The following is a 25186-nucleotide window of genomic DNA, read 5'->3' as shown; positions in this document are numbered from 1 at the left end:
CCAGCGGGGCGCTGTCCAAACAACCGGGGCCAGCTCTGGCGCATGACCTCATCACCAGCCCGGCCTATGTGGTGATCAAGGCCGCGAACGAGTTCAAGGACAAGACGACGGCCGTCAGTCAGCTCTGGCAGACCGACTTCACCTACCTCAAGATCACCGGATGGGGGTGGTACTATCTCTCGACCGTGCTTGACGACTTCTCGCGCTACATCGTGGCCTGGAGGCTTGGTCCCACCATGTGCGCTTCCGACGTCACAGCCACCCTCGACCAGGCACTCGCTGTATCCGGCCTTGACCACATCGCCGTCGCGCACCGGCCAAGGCTTCTCAGCGACAATGGTTCGAGTTACGTGGCGGACGATCTGGCCAAGTGGCTCGACCAGAAGGGCATGCAGCATGTGCGCGGCGCTCCGTACCATGACCCAGGGAAAGATCGAGCGGAAAGATCGAGCGCTGGCATCAGACGCTGAAGAACCGCATCCTGCTCGACAACTACTACCTGCCCGGTGATCTCGAACGTCAGGTACGGGCCTTCGTCGAACACTACAATCACGTCCGTTATCATGAGAGCATCGACAACCTCACAGCAGCCGATGCCTACTTCGGCAGGGCCGAGGCGATCCTCGCAGAACGAAAACGCATCCGAGGGAAACGATCCATTTTTCCATCATGACCGTGATCCCAAGCTCTTTTTCCGTCTCTATCCTTGCTGCGTTGAGTGCTGCGACCGCTTGCGTTTGGTCGACAAACGAACCCTCCAAGGTGGTGTTCGGAAGAGTAAATAGAGTGTCGTCATGGTCCAGAATCCAGGGAAACCAGCCGTACTCGATCGCATTTGTAAGAAAGTGTTCGTGCGGGTCTGGCCTAGCCTCTTTTAGATCGTACGAGGCAATAAATGTGGGCATCATGGTTGCTCCACTCTGCGGCGCACACGCGGACTTGGAGGCACGCGGACATGACTCGACGCCGTGGAGAGTGAAAACCCGCCGCTGTTCCTGCCGCGCCCACGCTGCCAGTGAAGTTGGCGGCGGTGACTCGGCGCTCACGGCTCCGGAAGCGCTGTCCCCACCACGCGCTGCAAACTTCGGTGGCCAGCCTTCGCCCTTGGATTAGCGAGACCGACCACCTCCCCGAGAGGCTCAATTCCAAGGGCGCTACCAGACAGTATCGCTGAGAACGACTGGAAGCACCTACCAAGATTGGTTGGTGCCGATCTGATGTGGCCTGGGGCAAATGCGCCATGGCGACTGAATTAGATACGATTTTTGATGTGATTGAGCGTCACCGCGAGCTTTCCGCGCAGCACGCCGCCGCGGCATCGGTATCCTCGAAACTTGTCGCAGGTCCCGAGTTTGATGCCGCCGACGCGATCAGCGAGGAAAGAGGGTTGGCTCTCGAGGAGTATGCAGACGTGCTCATCCACTCCAAGCCTACTACGCTTGCGGGCGTAATCGCCCTGAGCCGCTACGTAGTGCCGCGCGGCGAACAGGATGGAAGTGGAGCGTCGACCATGATGAGAGGGCTACGCCGGGCTCGTGACGCAGGGAGGGCGTAGCCCGACCGGAGTTACGAGCCCGGCGTCGGCGCGATCCACAGCGGACCGCGCCGACTGGTGATCGCGGCCGGCTGGTTATGCAAGTGGTTCTTCCGCCAAGAGGAATCACTCGCGTGCCAGGCCGACACATTACCGATCACCAAATGAGGCTCTACATGAAGTACCGTCAGACCGATAGCCCACCCGTGGCCGCCGCCAAGGCTTCGTTCAGCACCTCGACCGCTTACCGGATCGAGAAGGATCGACGCCTTCCGTCGCAGAAGAAGGCTCCCCGCGGCCGTCGCCGGCCAGATCCCTTGGCCCGCGTATTTGAGACAGAGATCGCGCCGATGCTGAAGGCCGCCCCCGGTGTGCGGCCGGTCACGATCTTCGAGGAGTTGCTCCGACGCCATCCCGAGCTCGGCGCCGGCATCCGTCGCACGCTGGAGCGCCGGATCCGGGCCTGGCGGGCGATCCACGGCGAGGAGCAGGAGGTCATCTTCCGCCAGACCCACGAACCCGGTCAGCGCGGCCTGTCCGACTTCACCGACATGGGCGAATTGGGTGTCACGATCGCGGGCGTACCGCTCGACCATCGTCTCTATCACTTCCGGCTGGCCTATTCCGGGTTTGAGCACGCCCATGTCGTGCTCGGCGGTGAGAGCTTCGTCGCTCTGGCCGAAGGCCTGCAGAATGCCTTGTGGTCACTCGGTGGGGCGCCACGGGAGCATCGCACCGACAGCCTGTCGGCCGCCTTTTGCAATCTCGACCGCGACGCCAAAGACGATCTGACGCGGCGATACGAAGACCTCTGTGCCCATTACGGCATGCGGCCTTCCCGCAACAATCGTGGCATCGCCCACGAGAACGGGGCGATCGAGAGTTCGCATGGTCATCTCAAGCGAGCGATCGGCGACGCGCTGTTGCTGCGTGGCACCGCCGACTTCGACGATCTAGCTGCCTATCGTGGCTTCATCGATGAGATCGCCAGCCGCCGCAATGCCCGCAACGCCAAGCGGATCGACAGTGAACGTAGCGCACTTCAGGATCTGCCGGACCGCCGCACGTCGGACTATGAAGAGGTGATCGTCCACGTGACGTCGTCCGGCGGCTTCACCTTGCGCAAGGTGTTCTACACGGTGCCGTCGCGCTTGATCGGCCATCGGCTGCGGGTGCGCCTGTATGACGATCACCTCGACGTGTTTGTCGGCGGCACGCATCTCCTCACCTTGCCGCGCGGGCGGCCGCATCCCAATGGCAAGCACGATCAGGTCGTCGATTATCGGCACGTGATCCATTCCTTGCGGCGCAAGCCGATGGCGCTCCTCAACCTGGTCTACCGCGACCAGCTGTTCCCCCGGGAAGCTTACCGCCGAGCCTTCGACGTCTTGCGCAAACGCTTACCGGACAAGAAGGCCTGCCGGATCATGGTCGATCTCCTCGCACTCGCCCATGAGCGCGGTTGCGAGGCCGAACTCGCCAATCAGCTCACGGCTGACCTGAACGACGGCCGGCTGCCCGACCTCAACCGGCTACGTACTCACTTCGCCCCGGATCCCGCCCAGGTGCCGAACGTCGTGGTACGCCTCGCACCGCTCGCCACCTATGAATGCCTCATCGGTACCGCCGAGATCGGAGGCGCCGCATGAGCACAACCAACGTAGTCGACACCGCGCGCCTCAATCTGTTGCTCAACGAGCTGCGGCTGCCCGCCATCAAGGCGCTGTGGCCGCAATTTGCCGAGCAATCCGATAAAGAAGGCTGGCCGGCGGCGCGCTTCCTCGCCACCATTGCCGAGCACGAGATCGCTGAGCGCGGCCGCCGCCGCATCGAGCGCCATCTCGTCGAGGCGCGGCTGCCTACCGGAAAGACCTTTGACAGCTTCGACTTCGAGGCCGTGCCGATGATCTCCAAGGCGCAAATGACCGCACTCGCCGCCGGCGACGGCTGGCTCGGCAAGGGCGCCAATCTGCTGCTGTTTGGTCCGCCCGGTGGAGGCAAGAGCCACTTGGCGGCAGCAATCGGCTTGGCCCTCATCGAGAACGGATGGCGCGTCCTGTTCACCCGCACCACCGATCTCGTGCAGAAGCTCCAGGTGGCTCGCCGCGAGCTCAACCTCGAGGGCGCCATCAACCGCCTCGATCGCTTCGATCTCGTCATCTTGGACGATCTTGCCTATGTCACCAAGGACCAGGCCGAGACCAGTGTGCTGTTCGAGCTCATCAGCGCACGCTACGAGCGACGCTCTTTGCTGATCACCGCCAATCAGCCCTTTGGAGAATGGAACAAGGTCTTTCCGGACCCAGCTATGACCCTCGCGGCGATCGATCGCCTTGTTCACCACGCCACCATCGTCGAGATGAACGTCGAGAGCTATCGCAGGCGGACTGCCCTCGAGCGAAAGCGTGGTCCAGGGCGGCCACCGGAGCACGCGACACAAAAAACGCTCGCTTGATTGACGCTCCGCGACAATCAAAGCAAACAAAACTCTTGCGCGCGACAATCATCGCGGCGATCATCATCGCGCCGCGACACTGACTCGCCATCCTGATCGCCGCGCTCTTCCGACCCAGATCGTCGCGCTATAACGTAGCCAGCCTACCGGCTTGGCTGCTGTCTGATGAAAATGATTGGCACCAATCGTTTCTGAGGACGCTGGCGGACGCGGTGGATGAGATCGGTGTGAGGTAGCGCCACCTCTGGAATTGAACCGGCCGGTGCGCGGGAAGCGCAAGAGAGCTATCGCTGAAAGTTGGTGACGGCGGAATCGCAAAGGCGGCACCCCGTGGGGGGGCTTGACGCCTCCACTTCTCCACCGAAGGAGCGATATGCCGTGTCCAACGATAACGTCATCCAGCCGATTCAGCCAGGAATCGTTGACGATCAACTCACAGAAGTCTTGCGCAACGGGGCACGTGCCTTCTCGCCAAGGCGGTCGAGGCCAAAGTCGCAGACTTTCTCGGCCAGCATGCCGATTTGAAGACCGCGGACGGCCACCAGCGCATCGCGCGCCACGGTCACCTGCCGGAGCGCGAGGTGATGGCCGGCATCGGTCCGGTCGCCGTCCGCCGGCCGCGTGTACGCGCTCGCGAGGCGGCCGCTACCTGGGCGCCGGTTCTCTCCGTCGATGCTGCGGCCAACATGCGCCACTCCAAGTCGATCGAGACACTGCTGCCGATCCTTTACCTGAAAGGGATCTCGACCGGCGACTTCTCCGAGGCGCTGCCGGCGCTGCTCGGCAACGATGCTGGCGGGTTGTCGGCATCCGCGATCGGCCGGCTGCAGGACGTCGGATTGACGAGCACGCCGCGTGGCAGAAGCGCGATCTGTCGGCGAAGCGCTACATCTACATCTGGGCCGACGGCATCCATTCCAAGCACCGCCCGCACAGCGCTTCGTCAGACAGATTGTGCATATGTTTGAGGATGAACAGCCCGGCCACGAGCCTCGTTGGCAGCGGCGGCTGGCCCGGCCCGGTGCGACACACCGAGCTGAAGCGCTTCGCCAGAAAATCCCAATCAATCTCCGCCGCAAGCCGCACCAGCGGATGACGAAGGTTGATGATCGCATCCAGAGAAGCCCGAAATAGGTCGTCCTGGCGATCGTCGCGCGGCTGACTCACGGCCCGTTCTCCAACAGCGAATCTTGCCGTCAAAGGAATCACGATCCACCAAAATCCGGTATCCCAAAACGCAAGAAACCGACCCTCCCCCCGGCTTTCTTGCAAAATCGAATACTTGCTCAGGTTAAATCATCGCGACGTATCAATCGCTTCCGAATTCTTCACGGGCGGCTAGCGAAGAATTTGAGGAGCTGATCTCGTCGCAGCGTCTTGCGAAAGATGACGACTCCTGAAACATCCGAGCCATGCACCTTGCCAGTCTCCCGGCGCACCAACTGTAAAGCTAAGATAACGAGGCAGTCGGTACCGGTCGTTATCGCGGTCTGCATATGTCGCCGCATTTCCCGCCAGGTCCTTTCGCGCACGCAAGCCGTTTCCGCCCATCCCTCCGGAAGTGCCGGCACCAACAACCCGAGCGCACAGCTTCAGCGATCGTCTGCATCATCAGTTTCGAGTCCGGCAGGAAAACCGCCCTCCATTTGCCTGTGCAAACATCGCTATTGTTGCTCCGCCGAACCATACGATCGACAAAAAGTGACAGCTCTCAACACACTACCCAGCGGCATAATAAATCCGCTCGCGATTTGACGGTTGTTCGGCCTGGGAAATGCCAGTTCCGAAATACCGCGCGTGGGCGACGTCGAGGATACCGTTGACCAAACTCGAGAAGGTGTACCCGGCGGCTTTCGCGGCCAGGACATAAGACGCGCCGATACCGAGTGCGGCCATCGAGTTGATCTCCAGGACAAAGGGGTGCCCGGAGCGGTCGATCCGGATGTCGACGCGGGCGTAATCCCGGCAGCGGCAGGCGCGGAAGGTCGCAACCGAAATATCCCGCAGTATTGTCGCGAGATTGCTCCCGACCTGCGCCGGGCAAATCTTCTGGGGCTCCACGACCGCCATGTGCATCTTGTCTTCCCAAGTGATAAGACGCGTCTCGCGCTCGCCGAAGTCCTGCTCCACCAGAGGCAACGCCTCAAGCTCTCCGTTTCCCAGCAGGGCAACGCAGATCTCCCGCCCTTCGATGTATTCTTCTACGAGTGCATCCTGCGCATATTGCGTGACGATCACTTCTACGGCCTGTCTCAACTGGGCGGGCTCATATACGAGCTGCAATCCGAAGCTCGTGGATTCATGACGCGGCTTTACTACCAACGGGAAGCACAGATCGCCGGTACTCTCGGTGCCCCTACGCATCACACGAAAGTTCGGCGTCGGCACGCCGCAATCGCGGATGAGCTGTTTGGTAATGGCCTTGTCGAGCGCCAGTGCGTGCCCGAGCGGGCTGGAGCCGGTGTACGGAACGCCAGCCATCTCGAGCATGGCCGGAACGTGCGTGTAGCGGCACTCGCCCTGAATTCCGTACGCCATGTTGAAAACGATCCCTGAAGGGCGGGCTTGCGAATCGGGTGGCATGAACCGCTCAAGCGTCGCGAGCAGTCCTTTATCACCTTCGCACAGCAGCGTGTCGTGGTTACCCTCTTGCAGTGCCGCCACCACGCTTTCGACCGTCTTGCGGCCGTATTTCTCCGGGCAAGGTTGACCGAAGTGGTTGATCACGCCCCTATGATCATCGTTCCACACGACGGCTACCCGCATGAGCTGCTCCCTGTATGTTGCCGGCTTTCACGTTCATTCGCCTGGATTTGGCAGATCGAGAGGGACGGCTCGCCTGGAGTGCCCGCGCCCCAAGGCCAGGCGACGAGCGGGTTCACTCCTTCCAACAAGCGGAAATCGAGATACTTGTTGATTAGCAAAATGCACCCGGCCTGCACCAACAGCAGTTCCGGGAATCGCAGGAAGAGTTCCAACGTGCCTGGCAAACTCGATAGAGCCACGATGATGAGGGCGGCCAACACCGTCGTGAAGGCGCGCCAGATCGCTTCACGGACTCCATTTTGGTCGAGCACTTTTGCGAAGCTTTCGCAGGTCAAACACAAGGCGATAACCGGAAAGAACGCAATCTCACGAAGCCAGGCGATATGCCACCATTCCCCCGCGGTCAAAGGCGCAAACAGCAGCGCTGCCGCCAAGCTCAACAGCACAGCCACTCGCGCGTAACTGTGGTCTGTCTTGAGCAGCGGCCGCAAGGCGACAACGACGAGGAGTACGAACAGCAGGAAGGCAAGGCTGATCGGGATGCTGACGGTATCGAAAGCCATCGCCAACAAGATCGGCCGAAGAAGCCCCAGCACCCTGACGCCAAGAGTGAGGCGAAAGAGTACGACGAAGACAGCTCCCAAGGAGACGAACACCACGCTCTCGGCTGACTTGTGGAACTGGGCCGGTAACTCTGTGAGCGAAACAAAACTCGCACTGATGGACGAAGTCGATAGCATCGGCAGTTTGGCGAGCGCTACGCCGAGCGGCAGGACAAAGAGGCCCACGAGCAACCAATCGGTCTTTGGCGCGGCGTCCGCCGAGGCATTCTTATTTCTGCACGTTTCACTCAAGAGAGCACCTCCACCAGGCCATCACGCCGGGGATCGGCAGCGCCTTTCGCGCTTCCGTCAGTCATGAGTTGGAGCGCGTTGACCGAACCCATCGCAAAATTGAGTCGTGATTTGACGATTGGGATGCGGTTACGGGCGCGCAATCTTGCCAACAGGGCATTGCTGGCTGCCGGCCGCTCGATCCAGACTTTGCGACCGACCAGTCCATGTACGCGAGGCGCCGCCACAGCGTCCGTGATATCCAAGCCCAAGTCGATGACTCCACTTAGGACATGGAGAATTGCCGAAATGATCCGTCGACTGCCGGCGGCGCCCAGTGCCAGGAGCGGGCGGCCGGTGGCGCCCTGTAACACCAGCGTTGGGGCCATGTTCGAGCGCGGTCGACAACCTGGTCCGAGCTCATAGGGGTGAGAAAGGCGGGGACACGTGCACAGATAATTGTTGTAGAGGAAACCCAGATCCCGGTGTGCCACCTTGGCGCCGAACACCGATTGGATAGACTGTGTCAGCACTACAATGATGCCATCTCGATCGCAGACCGAAAGATGGGTCGTATCGCCCGGTTCTTCGGCACTGTCGGTCGCGAGCTCTTTGGTACTTTGCGGCGCCAGGATGCTATCTGCGACTTGCCGCGCGTAATCTTCGCTCAACCGCCCTTGACGCGATTGCGGAATGAGATCATCGGGCAGCAACGGGCGGAGCTCCCGCTCGCGAAAGACGGCGGATGACGCGAGCGCGATCGCTTCGTGCCAGCTATCGTCGGATGACTCCGAGTTTGTCGCTGATATCTGCGCGATGATGTTAAGTGCAAACAAGAGTTGCAGTCCGCCGCTAGGCGGCGGGATGCTGAGAATCCGATGGCCGCGATAGGACGTCGAAACCGGCTCCACCTGTGCGGGCGGACCGCAGCTTGCTAGATCTTCTTCGGTGATGAGACCGCCGGCCGCTCGCATATCGGCTGCGATCTGCCGGGCAATTCCGCCGTGATAGAAGTCCTCGGTGCCGAAATCGGCCAACCGGCGAAGCGTGCCCGCGAGCTCCGGTTGTCGAAACATGTGGCCGATTTCCGGTGGCAGACCGTCTTGGAGAAACAGCTCACCGGCCGGCGATGCTCGCAGATCATCGGCCACCCATCGGGCTTGTCGGTGCTGCAATGGCGTGATCGGATAGCCTTCTTCCGCAATGCGGATCGCTGGCGCCATCACAGTTTCGCGGCTGAGCACGCCGTATTTCCTGTGCGCCCAGTCCAGCGTCGCGGGAGTCGATGGAATCGTGCAGGAGCGATACCCGCGCCGCTGCTGGCCCGCTTTGATCGTGTCGAGCGAAGCGGCTGCGGGCGCACGGGAATGTCCGTCGATGATCCGAATTCGATCATCCGCAAAACGGACGAGCAACACGGTCTGCCCGCCCAGACCCGATGCACTGGGTTCGCACACGCAAAGCGCCCAGGCGGCGGCCACAGCGGCGTCGATCGCGTTTCCGCCGGCGCGCAGGATTTCCACCCCGGCTTCGGTAGCGTTCGGGAAAGCCGTCACCACAGCCTCGTGGCGCTGCCCTACGGAAGCGGCAGGGCCGTCGAGCTCCACGCGCTCCAAGTTGGGCATCAGCATCGCGCGCATTTCGATCTCAGCCTTCGGGCAAATCGTCCAACCAGCAGGCGCCCTCGACGTGCCGCCGGGAAAAGACCTTTCCGAGTTCTTCGGGAATCTTGTTTTGATGATATCGCATATACACGCGGCCATCGGCACCAAGGTCGAGAACCTCGATCTTCCCCGTGTAATGGGACATGATGTATTTGAACGTCTTCTGGATACCGCTGAGACGTCGGTTGATGCCGCGCGCGATCTCTATACCGCGCCGCAGCGAGACCTGAAAGTGCGATGCGCCTTTCACCGGCCTGCCTTGAAAAAGATAATAAGGGCGGACGCCCATTTGGTGACACTTTGCAAAGGTCGCCGCCAAGATTTCGGGATCGTCGTTGACTTTCGCCAGAAGCACGGACTGATTCAGAAACTGCACGCCCTGTGCGCGTAGCGCGCGAATGTTGCGCTCCGCATCGACCGAGATCTCGCCGATGTGGTCGAAATGCGCGACGATCACTGCGGTCTTTCCCGCTTCACTGATCCGCCGGAACAACGCCGGGAGTGCGGGATCCTCAAACCGCCTGGGTGCGAAGGCGACTATTTTTGTGCCGAATCGAATTGACTCCAAGTGCGGGATCGGTAGCAGATGATCAAGAATCTTGCCGAGCTTAGCGGTGCTGAGCACGAACGGGTCGCCTCCAGATAGCAGCACGTTCGTCATCTCAGGATGGCCGGCGATATACTGCGCGACCCGGGCGAAATCGGGCGCGATCTCATCGGAGTCCTTGCCGACGATGCGTTTGCGAAAGCAGTAACGGCAATAGGACGCGCAACGGTCCGTTACCAGCAGCAGACCGGTCTGCGCGTATTTGTGCTGAAGCCCGGGCACGACGGTATTGTCATGCTCGCCGCTGGTGTCAAGACTTCCGGGACTCTTGAACTCAGCAATTGTGGGCTCTACAATGTATTTAAGCTGGTCGTAGTAGCCACTGTTGGTGATCTGATCGCGATAAAAATTTGTGGCGTGATACTGCGTGATGTTGTTGGCTTGCAGCTCACTCTCGGTAATGGCGCGCGCGCCCTCGATGAAATTCATGACCGCGGTGTGCGGCCGCAGGCCGTGCGCGATAGGCCGTGATGAGGTGCGCAAACCCGCGCCTCCGGGGTTGTCAGCATGAACAACTCCTTGTTGATCTTGTGATGAGGACGGTATCTCGACCACCGGACGTCTTCCGGTGGCGACGCGAGCTTGCGCAGATCGGCCTAGCATCTTGTTCGTCATAGCTGATTCTCCCCAGCGCGTGGACCGGAACTGATCCCCGGGCAAAGTCTGGACTAGCAATTGATGTGCCACCAGAGACTCTGTGTAGTTAAGCTTCAATGACAATAGGATGATGCGTCTCTTCTGCGCAGCACGAGACGCAGAGTCGGGTTGCCGACATTGTGTCACCAGCCGGACGCGAGTGAATACTAGTACCCACTTTTCTTGGAACGTGAGTCGTGATTCAAGGTCGGGATGATACCCGAAGCAAGAGAAGTCCACCTTTCGAGGAAAGATCGCAAGGTGCTTGAGGCGTGCTGTCGCTCACCGGTGACGTTGCAGCGCGATTTGAAGCGGGCGCGGATAGTTCTGTTGGCGGCGGATGGGCGCAGCACCCGGTCGATCGCCAAGGAAGTTGGGGTCCAGCCGCGGATTGTCAGCCTTTGGCGGCATCGCTATGCCGACCATGGCCTTGAAGGGCTGCAAGACAAGCCGCGGCCTGGCAAGCAGCCGATCTATACGAAGACGACCGACAAGCGGATTCTGAAGCTGCTGGATAAGCCGCCACCGCAAGGGTTTGCGCGCTGGACCGGCCCCCTGCTGGCCGAGGCGCTGGGCGATGTCGATGTCCAATATGTCTGGCGGTTCCTGCGCAGCCACAAGATTGACCTGGTGGCTCGCAAGTCCTGGTGCGAGAGCAACGACCCGAACTTTACGGCCAAAGCCGCCGATGTTGTCGGCCTCTATGTCGCGCCGCCGGCGAAGGCCATTGTGCTGTGCGTGGACGAGAAGCCCTCGATCCAGGCTTTGGAGCGAGCGCAGGGTTATCTGAAGTTGCCCAATGGCCGCGCCTTGACCGGCCAAAGCCACGATTACAAGCGGCATGGCACCACAACATTGTTTGCGGCGCTCGAAGTCGCCACCGGAAAGATCATCGCGACCCATTCAAAACGCCGGCGCCGCGTCGAGTTTCTCGATTTCATGAACAGCGTCACCGCGGCTTTTCCGAACCGCAAGCTTCACGTCATCCTCGACAACCTCAACACCCATAAAAAGAACGAGGACTGGCTCAAGGCCCACCCCAACGTGCAATTTCATTTCACGCCGACAAGTGCGTCATGGCTCAATCAGGTCGAAGTATGGTTTTCCCTTGCAGGGGCAGTCGCTCAGCGGCACCTCCTTCACGAGCCTCAAGCAGCTTCAGGAACACATCGATGCCTACGTCAACGCATACAACGACAGAGCCGAGCCCTTCGTCTGGACCAAGAAAAAGGTCCGTCAACGCCGTTTCAAAGGCCGCCGTATCACTCAGCTCTGATTCCGGGTACTAGAAGGATTGCGCGGCGAGGAGAACATCTCCGAGCTTTGTCGCCGAGAAGGCATTGCCGCCTCGATCTATTACGGCTGGTCCAAGGAGTTTCTCGAGGCCGGCAAGCGCCGCCTGGCCGGCGACACGGCACGAGCTGCGACCTCCGGCGAGGTGAAGGACCTCCGCCGGGAGGCCGGCGCCTTGAAGGAGGCCGTCGCCGATCTGACGCTGGAGAACCGTCTGCTCAAAAAAAGTATGAACGGAGATGGGGAGGACGAGGCATGAGGTATCCCGCCTCAGAGAAGGCCGAGATTCATCCATTTGGTCGAGCAATCGCACCTCCGGCCAAGCGCACGCTGGACAAGCTCGGGATCCCGCGCGCCACATTCTATCGCTAGCATGATCGTTACCGCGAGGGCGGCATCGCCGCTCTGGCCGATCATCGGTCTCGACCAGACCGGGTCTGGAACCGCATCCCGGACGATGTGCGGGGCTAGATCATCGACCTGGCGCTGGAGTTACCTGAGCTGTCGCCACGCGAGCTGGCCGTGCGGTTCACCGACGAACGAAAGTACTTTGTATCCGAGGCGTCGGTCTATCGGCTGCTGAAGGCGCATGACCTCATCACCAGCCCGGTCTATGTGGTGATCAAGGCCGCGAACGAGATCAAGGACAAGACGACGGCGCCGTCGCGCACCGGCCAAGGCTTCTCAGCGACAATGGTTCGAGTTACGTGGCGGATGATCTGGCCGAGTGGCTCGACCAGAAGGGCATGCAGCACGTGCGCGGCGCTCCGTACCATCCTCAGACCCAGGGAAAGATCGAGCGCTGGCATCAGACGCTGAAGAACCGTAAGCGACGTTCGCGTCCCATTCGCAAAGGTTTGGCGTGGGGATTGCAGTCTGTTGATCAACGTGTTTGCAAATCGTTGGCGGGGGGTATGGAGGCGGCAACGACGGAGAATTACGAGGTGCGGCCGAACGACCAGCTCGTCGATCCGGGACTGCGGGTGACCGGTTGCGATCGCTTTGAGCGTCGCTTTCATCCAGACGTAGGGCTCCACGCTGTTGATTTTGCAGGTGGCGATGAGCGAAGCTATGCGCGCCCATGAACGACCACCTTCGTCGTGACCAGCAAATAAACTATTTTTACGCGTCAGAGTCAGCGGCCTGATTTGATTTTCGACGGGATTGGTGTCCAACTCAACGCAACCATCGTCGAGAGAGCTGGCCCCGCAAATTCGGACAGTAGCTTGAGTGGATTTTCTGCCTGACAGCGGCGAGGATTCTTGCTGCGAATCAGGAGCGAAGATGACGAAGAAGAGCCGCCGGACGCATTCTCCGGCATTCAAGGCGAAGGTTGCTTTGGCTGCGGTCAAAGGAGACAAGACACTGGCGGAGCTGGCGCAACTGTTTGATGTTCATCCGAACCAGATCACGATCTGGAAAAACCAGCTCCTGGAAGGCGCCGCCGGCGTGTTTGGGCATGACAAGACATCGGCCGAGACGCCGGTCGATTTGAAGGCGTTACATGCCAAGATCGGCGAGCTGGCGTTGGAAAACGATTTTTTGTCCGGCGCGCTCACCAAGGCGGGCCTGCTGAGCGCAAAGCGATGATCGACCGCGGTCATGATCTTTCTATCGTGCGCCAGGCGAAGGTCCTGAAGCTGGCTCGCAGCACGGTCTACTATGAACCTCGGCCAGTTTCGGCCGAGGACCTTGCCTTGATGCGTCGGCTCGATGAGCTGCATCTCGATTATCCCTTCGCGGGAGCGCGTATGCTGCGATCGTTGCTGCGGCGGGAGGGGGTATACGCCGGTCGCCGCCACATCGCGACGCTGATGAAGCGCATGGGGATCGAGGCGGTCTATCGTCGCCCGAACACGAGCAAGCCGGCTCCGGGTCACAAGATCTACCCGTACCTGTTGCGCGGATTGAAGATCGAGCGGCCCGACCATGCGTGGGCAATGGACATCACCTACATTCCGATGCGGCGTGGCTTCGTCTATCTCGCGGCGGTCGTCGATGTGTTCAGCCGACGGGTCCTGGCCCATCGCGTCTCGATCACAATGGAGGCGGCCTTCTGCGTCCAAGCGGTCCAGGAGGCGTTGGCGAAGCACGGCAGGCCCGAGATTTTCAACACGGATCAGGGCAGCCAGTTCACCAGCCTCGAGTTCACCGATGTGCTGCTGGACGCGAAGATCGCCATCAGCATGGACGGCAAGGGCGCCTGGCGCGACAACGTGTTTGTCGAGCGGCTCTGGCGCACGGTCAAATACGAAGAAGTTTATCTCCGCGCCTACGACAGCGTGTCCGAGGCGCGAGCGTCAATTGCCAAGTATCTGGCCTTCTACAATCAGGGACGCCCTCACTCGAGCCTTGACGGGCGCACGCCCGACGAGGCTTACTTCGGCACGCAAGCTATGGTGATGGCCGCATGACCGTCGCCGACGATTTTGTCGTCGCTCTGGTCGGGCTACGCCCTCCCGACGCAACGACAAAATCGTAAAGCCCCGCGTTCAGCATAACCCGGCAGGAATCCACTTAAATCCAGCGGGGCGCTGTCCAAACAACCGGGGCCAGCTCTCTCGTACTCCTTCACGAGCAGTTCGAGGCGTTCGACGCTCTCTTTGGACGCAGCCAGTTCACTCTCGACATGAAGGCGCGCCGAGCATTCATCGTCTGCGCGACGACGCTCGGCTTCAATCATCGCTTCCTGCGCGCGGAAGAGCGCGCGCAAATCGGCGGGCAGCGCTGCAAGACGGGCGGGATCAATGGGGGACGGCGGCACATCCGCAAGCTATCATCCCAAAGCCCCGCGCGAAACAGGTTGTCGGGTCTGAGTCAGTTCGCCGCAGCTGGCGTCGCGACAATCCGTTCGCCCACTCGCTTCCAGTTCAGCCCTTCAAACAGCGCTTCGAACTGCACGCGCGTCAGATGCATGACGCCGTCGCTGATCTGCGGCCACTCGAAACGACCATCGCGGCCAAGGCGCTTGTAGACCAAAACGAGGCCCGTGCCGTCCCATAGCAAAATCTTCAGCCGGTCGGCGCGCTTCGAACGAAAAACCACGATCAGGCCCGAATGCGGATCGAGCCCAAGCGTGTTTTGCACAAGACCGGCCAGCGCGTCGTGCCCGCACCGGAAGTCAACAGGACGCACAGCAAGCACAATCCGCAGTCCCTGCGCCGGAATGATCATGCGCCGCGCTCGATCGCAGTCACGATCTCCGCGATCCGCACCGCCGACACGTCCGCATCCAGGCGGACCGAAACCTTGCCAATCGTAATCTCGACGGGCCCCTCGCTCTTGCCTGACGCCACTGGATCGCTCAGCTCGATCGACACGAAATCCGCCGCGTCGTCCGTGACCAATGCGAGCCGGCCAGCACGCGCCAATCTGCGCCACGTCGTCAACTGCTGGGCCTTCACACCATAACGCCGTGCGACATCACATACCCGGGCGTCGGGCTTCATGCTCTCGAAAACAGCGCGCCCCTTGATCTCCGCAGACCATAACCGGCATCCAGAACGCGTCCGGCGCGTAAGCTTCCCCACAAAGCCATCAGCTTCGGCTTCCTCCCCCGATTGTTCCATCGCCTTCAGTCTCCTCTCGGCTCTCTGACAAGCCAAGGATCGCAGAGCGAAAGCCGAAGCGAAACCAGTCAATCAAATGGGAGAAAAGCTCCGCTTACAATTTTTGCTCGTTCAGACCGACACAAATTGCTCAAAGATTCGTGGAGAGAAAAGCAGATGAGCGATGAGCCCGACCTCGAGAGCAGAGTCGTTGCAGCGATACGACACTATCGTGCGGCGCTCGACGTGGCGGAAAACCTGGAACGAGAGGACGCGTGCGCGCATCGAGCGCTGACGAGCACCCTGCTCGATTTGGAGCGTGCCCTGCGAGGCGAAGCGGCCCCGCATCTCAACAACAACCTGTTTGAGACCGGCTCCACGGCGGTTGCACGGTCGGATAAAACATGGGCCGACCTGGTCGAGGCGACTGCGAGATTGGATTCGGCCCGTCGAACCTTAGCTGCTCTGGAACGGCAGTTGGGATATCTTCCAAAAGTCTCGAGGGGAGCGGATCACAAGTGAGGTTAGATAAGAGTCTCGCACGATCGGAAGGTTTCCCGACCATTTCAGAGCGGCGGCGGCAACGCTCTGACGGGCTCGTGTCCCAGCCAAAATCCCGCGCCCAAAACAGACCTCTCTGCGTCCTCGTGTTTGGGACCGCCGAGGTACAGCGCGCGAATCGGGACCTTGCTGGATCCCAACCTTCCAACTTTCCCGCCGCCTCGCCGCGTCCTCCTATGCAGGAATAGACCTCGACGCACTGGCTCGATCGTCCTGTCGAGCGTGCACAGTTTCTGATGACGCTGACCAGCGCGAGTCCTGGTTGAGTTTCTTCTGCTTGTGACTCGGCGTGGAAACGGCATTGCAGCCTCTTCGATCTTCGGCGCGGCTGCGATCATGTGATCAAGCTCTAAAAAGTGGTTCGACGACAGGCAGGCGCTTGAGGCCAGCGTCAACGTTGTCGGAAAAGTGGAAGCCGTGCCGGCTCACACCGTAATCAAAACAGACGTCAAGCGCCAATCCAAGGGCCAGAGCTGCGCTTACGATCAACGTCGAACCGATGCGTTCGAACCACCAATCTCATTGGTGGCGCCTGCTCCGGTGCGATCGATGACCCAGGCCACCATGTAGCCCTTGGCCTGCTCGGTCTGCACCTGCCGGAGGGCCTCAGAGTAGGTTAGTAAGGGCTCTTGCGCCGGGTAGACGGCGCGGTCGGTCGGGGTGACAAAGTGATGGCAGCACACGCGATAGTCTTTAGCCTCGAACATCGGAATCCTCCTCTCGCCTCAGGTTGCGCGGCCATACGCGCTTTCAGATACTGCCCTACCACAGAGAATGCGGCCTTTAAGAGGCCGCGCGCTTCTTCAACACCCCATAAGGTTGGTCGGGCTGCCAGACGCAGGTCGGCGATGTCCGACCACATCGCGCGCTTGATTCTCTGCAGCAGCACCGGCAAAGAAGTGCCCGGGTGTCATTCCATAATTCACCCGTGTCCGGACTTCGATTTCCCGTTCGTCCGCAATTGCTCCGTCGATCGCTCAACGGCTGCACCGATGTCACCTAGTCAGCTTTCAAACCTTGCTGAGGCTGCTGGATCGACAATGCTTGGACCTAGCTCCGGCGCGATTCAGTGAGCTTCTCGATCAGTTCAGACTGCGGTCTCGGTTTTGCCGCGAGACGGTGGGGTTCAAATCGGGCCGTGGAGCCTCCACATCATCGCCACAGTCCGAAGACACCCGCCTGGTGCAATTGATGTAGCGAGAGAATGAATCGTTTGGCCCTGATCGATTCATAGAAAGCATTGGACCTCGCTTCCACAGGAAGCGAGAATCCATGCATGCCGAACCTTAAGCTAGGGCCGCTTCACCTTCGCCGCATCGACACCACCCGCAACATGCGGCGGTTTTACTTGCTTTCGATCCAACCGACCTTGTTCGGCGGGGTCTCTATAGCGCGACGATCTGGGTCGGAAGAGCGCGGCGATCAGGATGGCGAGTCAGTGTCGCGGCGCGATGATGATCGCCGCGATGATTGTCGCGCGCAAGAGTTTTGTTTGCTTTGATTGTCGCGGAGCGTCAATCAAGCGAGCGTTTTTTGTGTCGCGTGCTCCGGTGGCCGCCCTGGACCACGCTTTCGCTCGAGGGCAGTCCGCCTGCGATAGCTCTCGACGTTCATCTCGACGATGGTGGCGTGGTGAACAAGGCGATCGATCGCCGCGAGGGTCATAGCTGGGTCCGGAAAGACCTTGTTCCATTCTCCAAAGGGCTGATTGGCGGTGATCAGCAAAGAGCGTCGCTCGTAGCGTGCGCTGATGAGCTCGAACAGCACACTGGTCTCGGCCTGGTCCTTGGTGACATAGGCAAGATCGTCCAAGATGACGAGATCGAAGCGATCGAGGCGGTTGATGGCGCCCTCGAGGTTGAGCTCGCGGCGAGCCACCTGGAGCTTCTGCACGAGATCGGTGGTGCGGGTGAACAGGACGCGCCATCCGTTCTCGATGAGGGCCAAGCCGATTGCTGCCGCCAAGTGGCTCTTGCCTCCACCGGGCGGACCAAACAGCAGCAGATTGGCGCCCTTGCCGAGCCAGCCGTCGCCGGCGGCGAGTGCGGTCATTTGCGCCTTGGAGATCATCGGCACGGCCTCGAAGTCGAAGCTGTCAAAGGTCTTTCCGGTAGGCAGCCGCGCCTCGACGAGATGGCGCTCGATGCGGCGGCGGCCGCGCTCAGCGATCTCGTGCTCGGCAATGGTGGCGAGGAAGCGCGCCGCCGGCCAGCCTTCTTTATCGGATTGCTCGGCAAATTGCGGCCACAGCGCCTTGATGGCGGGCAGCCGCAGCTCGTTGAGCAACAGATTGAGGCGCGCGGTGTCGACTACGTTGGTTGTGCTCATGCGGCGCCTCCGATCTCGGCGGTACCGATGAGGCATTCATAGGTGGCGAGCGGTGCGAGGCGTACCACGACGTTCGGCACCTGGGCGGGATCCGGGGCGAAGTGAGTACGTAGCCGGTTGAGGTCGGGCAGCCGGCCGTCGTTCAGGTCAGCCGTGAGCTGATTGGCGAGTTCGGCCTCGCAACCGCGCTCATGGGCGAGTGCGAGGAGATCGACCATGATCCGGCAGGCCTTCTTGTCCGGTAAGCGTTTGCGCAAGACGTCGAAGGCTCGGCGGTAAGCTTCCCGGGGGAACAGCTGGTCGCGGTAGACCAGGTTGAGGAGCGCCATCGGCTTGCGCCGCAAGGAATGGATCACGTGCCGATAATCGACGACCTGATCGTGCTTGCCATTGGGATGCGGCCGCCCGCGCGGCAAGGTGAGGAGATGCGTGCCGCCGACAAACACGTCGAGGTGATCGTCATACAGGCGCACCCGCAGCCGATGGCCGATCAAGCGCGACGGCACCGTGTAGAACACCTTGCGCAAGGTGAAGCCGCCGGACGACGTCACGTGGACGATCACCTCTTCATAGTCCGACGTGCGGCGGTCCGGCAGATCCTGAAGTGCGCTACGTTCACTGTCGATCCGCTTGGCGTTGCGGGCATTGCGGCGGCTGGCGATCTCATCGATGAAGCCACGATAGGCAGCTAGATCGTCGAAGTCGGCGGTGCCACGCAGCAACAGCGCGTCGCCGATCGCTCGCTTGAGATGACCATGCGAACTCTCGATCGCCCCGTTCTCGTGGGCGATGCCACGATTGTTGCGGGAAGGCCGCATGCCGTAATGGGCACAGAGGTCTTCGTATCGCCGCGTCAGATCGTCTTTGGCGTCGCGGTCGAGATTGCAAAAGGCGGCCGACAGGCTGTCGGTGCGATGCTCCCGTGGCGCCCCACCGAGTGACCACAAGGCATTCTGCAGGCCTTCGGCCAGAGCGACGAAGCTCTCACCGCCGAGCACGACATGGGCGTGCTCAAACCCGGAATAGGCCAGCCGGAAGTGATAGAGACGATGGTCGAGCGGTACGCCCGCGATCGTGACACCCAATTCGCCCATGTCGGTGAAGTCGGACAGGCCGCGCTGACCGGGTTCGTGGGTCTGGCGGAAGATGACCTCCTGCTCCTCGCCGTGGATCGCCCGCCAGGCCCGGATCCGGCGCTCCAGCGTGCGACGGATGCCGGCGCCGAGCTCGGGATGGCGTCGGAGCAACTCCTCGAAGATCGTGACCGGCCGCACACCGGGGGCGGCCTTCAGCATCGGCGCGATCTCTGTCTCAAATACGCGGGCCAAGGGATCTGGCCGGCGACGGCCGCGGGGAGCCTTCTTCTGCGACGGAAGGCGTCGATCCTTCTCGATCCGGTAAGCGGTCGAGGTGCTGAACGAAGCCTTGGCGGCGGCCACGGGTGGGCTATCGGTCTGACGGTACTTCATGTAGAGCCTCATTTGGTGATCGGTAATGTGTCGGCCTGGCACGCGAGTGATTCCTCTTGGCGGAAGAACCACTTGCATAACCAGCCGGCCGCGATCACCAGTCGGCGCGGTCCGCTGTGGATCGCGCCGACGCCGGGCTCGTAACTCCGGTCGGGCTACGCCCTCCCTGCGTCACGAGCCCGGCGTAGCCCTCTCATCATGGTCGACGCTCCACTTCCATCCTGTTCGCCGCGCGGCAGGGTCTCGCTGATCCGCGACTGGGGCCGGATCGGCACGACCGGCCAGACGATGGTGCAGACTTTCGATGCCAGCGCTGAAGCGGGCGAAGCATTCGGACGGCTGGAGCGCGCCAAGCGCAGGCGCGGATACACCTCTGCTGAGGAGAGAGTCTGAGGTTTCGTCAATTTCCCGGGGATTACGGATCCACTTACGATGCCTGGAACGTGAAGTGACAGAAACCGTTGAGCCTGACGGGACGATTTGAAACGCTTCATGATCCGCCGCGTTGCCGCGTCGGCTGATGAGAATTCTCAGCCCGATTGTTGAGAGCTCTGTGCTGGCGATGTTCGACGAAAAAGCCCATCTTCGCCCTCGCAGCGCCGTGCGAACGCTTGTCCGTGATCATCACGCGCGGCGGCGTGCCGGCGGATTTCAAGAGCTTCTTCATGAGCCGCTGGGAAACCGGAAATACAACCAAACGGCATAGCTGATCACTTCCGATGGGAAGCGATGGCGGCGATAAAGAGGGTCCCGGGCGGTCGGCATGCCGGTCGTCTACCCCTCGGCCGCTCCAATTCGTTAACTTGACGGTACCCGCTGCTCGTCGACAGCGATGGCACGATCATCGCGGGCGAAGGCCGATACCTGGCCGCGCGAAAGCTCGGTCTCCTCGAGGCGCCGGTCAGCTGACCGGTCTTTCCGAAGCGCAGCGTCGCGCGCTCGCCCTTGCCGACAACCGCATCGCGCTGTCGGTGGTCCGGCGGCTCGTCGGATACGGGCGCTTCGACGGGGGCGAGACGGCCCGCGTGATGGCACGTCTCTACGCCGCGGCGCGCCTGCTGGTGAACTTCTTCCAGCCGTCATTCAAGCTCAAAGAGAAGCGCCGCGAGGGTCCGCCCACGGCGACATCAACCCCTGAGTCGCGCTTGCAGTGCCTGCCGATTGGCAACGACGTTGCTGAGGTTCAGCTGGTCTGGCTCCCGTCCTTGCGCCAATTGCCTAACCAGCTCCCGCGTGCCGTCCACGACAAAGACGCCGCAATCACAAGTGTTCTGCTGCTGGGCCATGCCGGCGGGCTGCAGGGCGAGGTTCAGCCTTTCTGCGAGTTGTCTTGCATGCGTCTCGTTGTATCTCCCGTAGGAATCGTAGTGATAGGCGACAGGCCGTTGCCGGTTGCTGCGATCAACGAACAGCAGCGACCAATGCCTGCCGCGGTCCGTAGCACTGGCATCGTTCACTGGCAGCAACAGGAAGTCGGCTGTATCGTTATCACGCCGATCATGGACGATGCGATGGAATACGCGTAGCACGTCGCTCTCCGCGCCCAGGCGCAGCCGCAGCGCTTCGAGGGGATCTACGAACCGCGTCCGGGCGGCGAGATCCGAATCGCTCCTCTGCAAATCCAGCTCCTGAAGCTGGTAATCCCTGAGGATATGCTCGTCGCCCAGCCATTCCGTGTCCTCGAGCACCAGCCCGCGGTTATGGGACAAGGCTATCGGATTCAACGCCCCGATCTGAGCATCGGAGGAGGTGATCGGAAACCGCCGCACGATATCGTCGCGCAATGGGGACGGTGCGGGCGCGGTCAGATCAACCAATGGAAGACCGTCGTAGGTGTCTGAACGAGCCCTGGCAGAAGGCGCTGGCGCAAAGTGAGCACTGTCATCCAACTCGGCCGCATCCGGATCAAGCAGTGCCCCAAACCCACGATAGAGATCCTGAGCCCTGGCAGTTGATGGTGATGCCGGTTCTTGCATCTGCCGCGCAAGCTCCTCGCTCAACCACGCCAAAGCGTCATCGTCCGAGTGGGCGGACACCGGAGAAAGCCCCTGCGGCGAGCCGAGCTGTCGAGCGCCCTGGTGATGCCCCGGTACCGGCCCGGCAAACGGCGGCGGAAAGCCAGGCGCCCGGCTCCAAGCATTGTCGCGCAACTCAAATGATGTGGGCGAATTCGGATTAAACGATACCTCAAGACCGCCGTAGGTGTCTGAGCAAGCCCTGGCAGAAGGCGCTGGCGCAAAGTGAGCACTGTCATCCAACTCGGCCACATCCGGATCAAGGAGTGCCTCAAATCCACGATAGAGATCCTGAGCCCTGGCAGTTGATGGTGATGCCGGTTCTTGCATCTGCCGCGCAAGCTCCTCGCTCAACCACGCCAAAGCGTCATCGTCCGAGTGGGCGGACACCGGAGAAAGCCCCTGCGGCGAGCCGAGCTGTTGAGCGCCCTGGTGATGCCCCGGTACCGGCCCGGCAAACGGCGGCGGAAAGCCAGGCGCCGGGCTCCAAGCATTGTCACGCAACTCAAATGATGCGGGCGAATTCGGATTAAACGACACCTCAATACCGCCGTAGGTATTTGAGCGAGCCCTGGCAGAGTGCGTTGGCGCTGCTTCCACGGTCGGCCGGGCAGGTTCCTGCCCAGCTTGGACTATGTCCTGCGCCTGCTCAGGAGGAACCTCGGGCCACGATGGGCCGTCTTCCACCATTAAGCGCAGATCCTGATCGTAACCTTCCGGGAGGACCAATGGCCGACTGACAGCTCGCTGCCGCGCGCTGTGCTGCGCAGCGGCGCCCCCGACGTACATCGCGACCGCATGCGGCGCCGTGACATCTTCGTAGCCGCTCCGCAGCAGCATCGGCTGCGTCTCCCATGACGACGTACCCTGTTGATGGGTAGGCGCCGGTGTCGGCTGGCCGCCTGAATTGGCGATCTCGCTCAGCTGCCGCTCGCCGGCAACGCCTTGCGGATTGTTTAGGGTCCTCTGCCTCTTCGCTGGCCTCAACTCAGCTGTGTCATGCTCATCGTTGATGAGGACCTCCTCGCTTGGCAGGCGGTTGCTCCTGGCAAGCGCAGCCATCGGCTCGTCCGGGGACTGCTGGCGGTCGGGCTCTCCGGGATCCGGTGCCTGGTCATGGCGCGCGGCTGGCTCGAGAGATGACGACGAGCGGGGTTCGTCCATCAGCCCCAAAAGCAAATCCTGATCGCGGCCTTCCGCGGGAAGCTCCTCTGGCCGACGGCCAGTTTCCTGCGACGCGCTGTGCTGCGCAGCGGCGGCGTCGACGCGCCTCGGCTCCATCAGTACCGTGTCTTCGGGATTGATAAAGGCCACGTTCTGGGGGTGAGGATTCAGCTTAGCGCGTCGTGAGATCGGCACTTCGCCCGTCGACCGCAAGGTCCGGAGATAGTCGATTGCCTGAACGAGTCTCTTTGGATTACCCTCTCCGGTGAACTCGAGCACCTCACCGCCATCGGTCAGCGACTTATTGTCGAGCCGATCACGAATGCTCGGTTTTTCTTTTGCGAAAAGCCAACGGCTAAAGCTACGAAGGGAACCTCCGTGCTGCTCGGCAGCGGATTTGCTGAACCCGCCCTTGATGAGGGCCCTCTCAAGCCCCGAAATAAGGGGAGCATCCACGGAATAAAGAGGCTGCTTCCTCTTCCCTATCACAATCCAAGTTGACTGAGCCGACTGCGGCGCCGAGGACGACGGGCCGGGTTCATCCATCAGCCCCAAAAGCAAATCCTGATCATGGCCTTCCGCAGGAAGCAATTCCTCTGGCCAACTGCCACCCTTCTGCGACGCAATGTGCTGCGCAGCGGCGTCGCCGACCCGCCTCGACTCCCTCAGGGCCGCCTCTTCGGGATCAATATGGCGCTCGTGCTCCATCGCCTCAGCGCCGGCCTGCGATTTTCGGAGACGAGCCAGTGCGGCACCAATCCTGGAATCAGCACCGGCGACCTTCCTATAGCTCTCGACATCTCCATCAAACGACGTGCCGAGCCCAGCAGCAATGCCCGGCCTGTTGTTGTCACGCAGGTAGTCGCTGAAATTGCGAAGAGCAGTTGCATCCCTCTTGCCGGCATCTGTCGCTACTTCGTTTTTGTACTCTTTGATGAGTGCCGCGTCCTGGGGATAAGGATGCAACTCAGTGCGGCCTGCGATCGGCACGATTCCGCCCGTCGACCGCGAGGTCCTGAGATGGTCTATTGCCCTATGGAGTGTCGCGGGACGCTTTTCGAACAACTCGCGCGCATCAGCGGTCAGTGACTTTTCGTCGTCGAGCCGAGCAGCAATGGGATCTTTGTTATTTGCGTAGAGCCTCTGGCCAAAGCTGAGAAGAGTACGTACATGGTCCTTGGCGGTGCCTTCGGCGGCCCCGCCCTTGATGAGGGCCTTCTCAAGCCCCGAAATAAGGGCAGCATCCTCGGGATAAAGAGGCCGTCTCCTCCTCCCTCTCAAAATCCCAGTTGACTGAGTCGGCTGCGGCGCCGAGGACGACGCGCCGGGTTCGTCCATCGGCCCCAAAAGCAAATTCTGATCATGGCCTTCCGCAGGAAGCAATTCCTCTGGCCAACTGCCAGCTTTCTGCGACGAACTGTGCTGCGCAGCGGCGTCGCCGACCTGCCTCGACTCCTTCAGGGCCGCGTCTTCGGGATCAATATTGCGCTCGAGATCCATCGCCTTAGCGCCGGCCGACGATTTTCGGAGACGATCCAGCGCGACACCGATTTTCGAACGAAAAGCGGAGACTTTCTTATAGCTCTTAACATCTTCATTTAACAACTCGCCGCGAAGCCGACCAACAATACCCTTCTTGTTGTTGTCACGCAGGTAGTCGCTGAAATTGCGAAGAGCGGTTGCATCCCTCTTGCCCATCTCTGACGCTACTTCGTTTTGGTACTCTTTGATGAGTTCCGCGTCCTGCTGATAAGGATTTACCTCAACGTGGCGTGTGATCGGCACGACTTCGCCGGTCGACTGCGAATTTCGGAGATGACCTATTGCTGTAAGAAGTTTCCAGGGCTCACCCTCTCCGCTGAACTCGCGCGCATCTTGAGACAGCGATTTTTTGTCGTCGAGCCGAGCAGAGATGCCCTTTTTGTTATTTGCGGAGAGCCAATGGCCAAAGCCGCGAAGAACACGTAAATAGTTATTGGTGGTGCCTTTGGCGGCCCCGCCCTTCGTAAGGGCCTTCTCAAGCCCCGAGATAAGGCGAGCATCCTCGGAGTAAAGGATCTGATTGCACTGCCTCCCTATCAAAACCTCCGTTGATTGAGCCGGCTGCAGCGCAGCGGCGGCCGGCATTGCTCCACCACCCACACCTGAACTGCTGATCTCTCTCAATTGCCGCTCAAAGGTCGCCGCGGCTGCAGACGGAGCCGCGGGTGAGCTCTCTTGCGGACCCGTGCTGCCCGATTGTTCATGCACCGACTTGGTCAAGGGGAAATCCATCCGTCCTCTTCAAATATGAACCTGGGCTATCGATCTGAC

18 protein-coding genes and 7 pseudogenes are annotated in these 25186 nt (G+C 60.9%); 11 read left to right on the top strand and 14 right to left on the bottom strand.

Annotated elements, in window-relative coordinates; genetic code table 11:
* Positions 1-38: 38 nt before the first annotated feature.
* Positions 39-673: pseudogene (locus tag XI02_RS04750) on the top strand (transposase); the annotation flags it as partial.
* Here the strand turns inward: XI02_RS04750 and XI02_RS04745 are convergent.
* The gene (locus XI02_RS04745; protein WP_014498641.1) at positions 582-905 is read right to left on the bottom strand and encodes a hypothetical protein; all 324 of its coding nucleotides are present in this window, start codon (positions 903-905) and stop codon (positions 582-584) included. The pseudogene XI02_RS04750 and the gene XI02_RS04745 sit on opposite strands and share 92 nt — an antisense overlap.
* A 335-nt stretch (positions 906-1240) precedes the next feature.
* Between XI02_RS04745 and XI02_RS04740 the strand changes: the two genes are divergently transcribed.
* The 4 genes and pseudogenes from XI02_RS04740 to XI02_RS04725 all read left to right on the top strand — a co-directional run.
* Complete coding sequence (locus XI02_RS04740; protein ID WP_246783611.1) at positions 1241-1555, top strand: hypothetical protein; 315 nt, start codon at positions 1241-1243, stop codon at positions 1553-1555.
* Between the two features lie 77 nt (positions 1556-1632).
* Positions 1633-3183: an IS21-like element ISBj11 family transposase gene (gene istA, locus XI02_RS04735; RefSeq protein WP_011084518.1), complete on the top strand. Its 1551-nt coding sequence runs from the start codon at positions 1633-1635 to the stop codon at positions 3181-3183.
* Positions 3180-3989, top strand: a complete 810-nt coding sequence (istB, locus tag XI02_RS04730) for an IS21-like element ISBj11 family helper ATPase IstB (RefSeq protein WP_018270204.1) — start codon at positions 3180-3182, stop codon at positions 3987-3989. The genes istA (XI02_RS04735) and istB (XI02_RS04730) overlap by 4 nt, the downstream gene beginning before the upstream one ends.
* A gap of 330 nt (positions 3990-4319) precedes the next feature.
* A pseudogene (locus XI02_RS04725) lies at positions 4320-4917 on the top strand (transposase); the annotation flags it as partial.
* On the opposite strand, the pseudogene XI02_RS04720 reads toward XI02_RS04725, so the two are convergent.
* The 5 genes and pseudogenes from XI02_RS04720 to XI02_RS04700 all read right to left on the bottom strand — a co-directional run.
* A pseudogene (locus XI02_RS04720) lies at positions 4905-5156 on the bottom strand (IS5/IS1182 family transposase); the annotation flags it as partial. The pseudogenes XI02_RS04725 and XI02_RS04720 sit on opposite strands and share 13 nt — an antisense overlap.
* Positions 5157-5708: 552 nt before the next feature.
* Entirely contained in the window at positions 5709-6755 is a 1047-nt protein-coding gene (locus tag XI02_RS04715; RefSeq protein ID WP_011090946.1) for an ATP-grasp domain-containing protein, read from the bottom strand.
* Positions 6746-7609: a 7TM domain-containing protein gene (locus XI02_RS04710; RefSeq protein ID WP_014498636.1), complete on the bottom strand. Its 864-nt coding sequence runs from the start codon at positions 7607-7609 to the stop codon at positions 6746-6748. Before XI02_RS04710 ends, XI02_RS04715 begins: the two co-directional genes overlap by 10 nt.
* Positions 7606-9228, bottom strand: coding sequence for a gamma-glutamyltransferase family protein (locus tag XI02_RS04705; protein ID WP_014498635.1), 1623 nt, complete (start codon positions 9226-9228; stop codon positions 7606-7608). Before XI02_RS04705 ends, XI02_RS04710 begins: the two co-directional genes overlap by 4 nt.
* A gap of 7 nt (positions 9229-9235) precedes the next feature.
* The gene (locus tag XI02_RS04700; protein WP_016848546.1) at positions 9236-10288 is read right to left on the bottom strand and encodes a KamA family radical SAM protein; all 1053 of its coding nucleotides are present in this window, start codon (positions 10286-10288) and stop codon (positions 9236-9238) included.
* A 420-nt stretch (positions 10289-10708) separates the two neighbouring features.
* Here XI02_RS04700 and XI02_RS04695 point away from each other — a divergent pair.
* Positions 10709-11771: pseudogene (locus XI02_RS04695) on the top strand (IS630-like element ISRj1 family transposase).
* A gap of 6 nt (positions 11772-11777) precedes the next feature.
* Positions 11778-12615, top strand: a pseudogene (locus tag XI02_RS04690) (helix-turn-helix domain-containing protein); the annotation flags it as partial.
* Positions 12616-12744: 129 nt separating this feature from the next.
* On the opposite strand, the pseudogene XI02_RS04685 reads toward XI02_RS04690, so the two are convergent.
* Positions 12745-12984: pseudogene (locus tag XI02_RS04685) on the bottom strand (transposase domain-containing protein); the annotation flags it as partial.
* 88 nt (positions 12985-13072) lie between these two features.
* Between XI02_RS04685 and XI02_RS04680 the strand changes: the two are divergent.
* Positions 13073-14202 (top strand): IS3-like element ISRj2 family transposase gene (locus XI02_RS04680; RefSeq protein WP_085967575.1). Its coding sequence is split into 2 segments (ribosomal slippage): positions 13073-13325 and positions 13325-14202, totalling 1131 coding nucleotides; the frame shifts between segments, so codons are not numbered across the junction.
* A gap of 403 nt (positions 14203-14605) precedes the next feature.
* On the opposite strand, the gene tnpB is transcribed toward XI02_RS04680, so the two are convergent.
* Both tnpB and XI02_RS04670 read right to left on the bottom strand, forming a co-directional pair.
* Entirely contained in the window at positions 14606-14962 is a 357-nt protein-coding gene (gene tnpB, locus XI02_RS04675) for an IS66 family insertion sequence element accessory protein TnpB (protein ID WP_011090953.1), read from the bottom strand.
* Positions 14959-15357 (bottom strand): transposase, encoded by a 399-nt coding sequence (locus XI02_RS04670; protein WP_011090954.1) that lies wholly within the window; start codon positions 15355-15357, stop codon positions 14959-14961. Before XI02_RS04670 ends, tnpB begins: the two co-directional genes overlap by 4 nt.
* Before the next feature lie 156 nt (positions 15358-15513).
* On the opposite strand from XI02_RS04670, the gene XI02_RS04665 reads away from it, so the two are divergent.
* A complete protein-coding gene (locus XI02_RS04665; RefSeq protein WP_011084509.1) occupies positions 15514-15858 on the top strand; it encodes a hypothetical protein in 345 nt (114 codons plus the stop codon).
* Positions 15859-16382: 524 nt separating this feature from the next.
* On the opposite strand, the gene XI02_RS04660 is transcribed toward XI02_RS04665, so the two are convergent.
* A complete protein-coding gene (locus tag XI02_RS04660) occupies positions 16383-16604 on the bottom strand; it encodes a hypothetical protein (protein ID WP_014497999.1) in 222 nt (73 codons plus the stop codon).
* A gap of 569 nt (positions 16605-17173) precedes the next feature.
* Here XI02_RS04660 and XI02_RS46225 point away from each other — a divergent pair.
* The gene (locus XI02_RS46225) at positions 17174-17398 is read left to right on the top strand and encodes a WGR domain-containing protein (RefSeq protein ID WP_370143974.1); all 225 of its coding nucleotides are present in this window, start codon (positions 17174-17176) and stop codon (positions 17396-17398) included.
* A 17-nt stretch (positions 17399-17415) separates the two neighbouring features.
* Here the strand turns inward: XI02_RS46225 and istB (XI02_RS04655) are convergent, their stop codons facing one another.
* Positions 17416-18225 (bottom strand): IS21-like element ISBj11 family helper ATPase IstB, encoded by an 810-nt coding sequence (istB, locus tag XI02_RS04655; RefSeq protein WP_018270204.1) that lies wholly within the window; start codon positions 18223-18225, stop codon positions 17416-17418.
* The gene (gene istA / locus XI02_RS04650; protein ID WP_011084518.1) at positions 18222-19772 is read right to left on the bottom strand and encodes an IS21-like element ISBj11 family transposase; all 1551 of its coding nucleotides are present in this window, start codon (positions 19770-19772) and stop codon (positions 18222-18224) included. The genes istB (XI02_RS04655) and istA (XI02_RS04650) overlap by 4 nt, the downstream gene beginning before the upstream one ends.
* Positions 19773-19892: 120 nt before the next feature.
* Between istA (XI02_RS04650) and XI02_RS04645 the strand changes: the two genes are divergently transcribed.
* The gene (locus XI02_RS04645; RefSeq protein ID WP_281489704.1) at positions 19893-20087 is read left to right on the top strand and encodes a WGR domain-containing protein; all 195 of its coding nucleotides are present in this window, start codon (positions 19893-19895) and stop codon (positions 20085-20087) included.
* A 50-nt stretch (positions 20088-20137) separates the two neighbouring features.
* Here the strand turns inward: XI02_RS04645 and XI02_RS04640 are convergent.
* Together XI02_RS04640 and XI02_RS04635 are read right to left on the bottom strand one after the other, a co-directional pair.
* Positions 20138-20459 (bottom strand): annotated as a pseudogene (locus tag XI02_RS04640) (DDE-type integrase/transposase/recombinase); the annotation flags it as partial.
* A 362-nt stretch (positions 20460-20821) separates the two neighbouring features.
* Positions 20822-25147, bottom strand: coding sequence for a Ulp1 family isopeptidase (locus XI02_RS04635; protein WP_011090955.1), 4326 nt, complete (start codon positions 25145-25147; stop codon positions 20822-20824).
* Positions 25148-25186: the final 39 nt, after the last annotated feature.

The sequence above is a fragment of the Bradyrhizobium sp. CCBAU 21365 genome (assembly GCF_015291305.1).
GTDB lineage: Bacteria > Pseudomonadota > Alphaproteobacteria > Rhizobiales > Xanthobacteraceae > Bradyrhizobium > Bradyrhizobium elkanii.
Note: the sequence above shows the minus strand (reverse complement) of the source record. Positions and strands in the feature narration are given on the sequence as shown.

What these genes read in the sequence shown, in the direction of transcription:
- tnpB (WP_011090953.1), bottom strand. Translation starts at nt 14,962, where the DNA reads ATGATCATTCCGGCGCAGGGACTGCGGATTGTGCTTGCTGTGCGTCCT.
- XI02_RS04660 (WP_014497999.1), bottom strand. Translation starts at nt 16,604, where the DNA reads ATGTTCGAGGCTAAAGACTATCGCGTGTGCTGCCATCACTTTGTCACC.
- XI02_RS04745 (WP_014498641.1), bottom strand. Translation starts at nt 905, where the DNA reads ATGCCCACATTTATTGCCTCGTACGATCTAAAAGAGGCTAGGCCAGAC.
- istA (WP_011084518.1), bottom strand. Translation starts at nt 19,772, where the DNA reads ATGCAAGTGGTTCTTCCGCCAAGAGGAATCACTCGCGTGCCAGGCCGA.
- XI02_RS04665 (WP_011084509.1), top strand. Translation starts at nt 15,514, where the DNA reads ATGAGCGATGAGCCCGACCTCGAGAGCAGAGTCGTTGCAGCGATACGA.
- XI02_RS04705 (WP_014498635.1), bottom strand. Translation starts at nt 9,228, where the DNA reads ATGCGCGCGATGCTGATGCCCAACTTGGAGCGCGTGGAGCTCGACGGC.
- XI02_RS04700 (WP_016848546.1), bottom strand. Translation starts at nt 10,288, where the DNA reads ATGAATTTCATCGAGGGCGCGCGCGCCATTACCGAGAGTGAGCTGCAA.
- istB (WP_018270204.1), top strand. Translation starts at nt 3,180, where the DNA reads ATGAGCACAACCAACGTAGTCGACACCGCGCGCCTCAATCTGTTGCTC.
- XI02_RS04715 (WP_011090946.1), bottom strand. Translation starts at nt 6,755, where the DNA reads ATGCGGGTAGCCGTCGTGTGGAACGATGATCATAGGGGCGTGATCAAC.
- XI02_RS04645 (WP_281489704.1), top strand. Translation starts at nt 19,893, where the DNA reads ATGGTCGACGCTCCACTTCCATCCTGTTCGCCGCGCGGCAGGGTCTCG.
- XI02_RS04740 (WP_246783611.1), top strand. Translation starts at nt 1,241, where the DNA reads ATGGCGACTGAATTAGATACGATTTTTGATGTGATTGAGCGTCACCGC.
- XI02_RS46225 (WP_370143974.1), top strand. Translation starts at nt 17,174, where the DNA reads ATGCCGAACCTTAAGCTAGGGCCGCTTCACCTTCGCCGCATCGACACC.
- XI02_RS04670 (WP_011090954.1), bottom strand. Translation starts at nt 15,357, where the DNA reads ATGGAACAATCGGGGGAGGAAGCCGAAGCTGATGGCTTTGTGGGGAAG.
- XI02_RS04635 (WP_011090955.1), bottom strand. Translation starts at nt 25,147, where the DNA reads ATGGATTTCCCCTTGACCAAGTCGGTGCATGAACAATCGGGCAGCACG.
- istB (WP_018270204.1), bottom strand. Translation starts at nt 18,225, where the DNA reads ATGAGCACAACCAACGTAGTCGACACCGCGCGCCTCAATCTGTTGCTC.
- istA (WP_011084518.1), top strand. Translation starts at nt 1,633, where the DNA reads ATGCAAGTGGTTCTTCCGCCAAGAGGAATCACTCGCGTGCCAGGCCGA.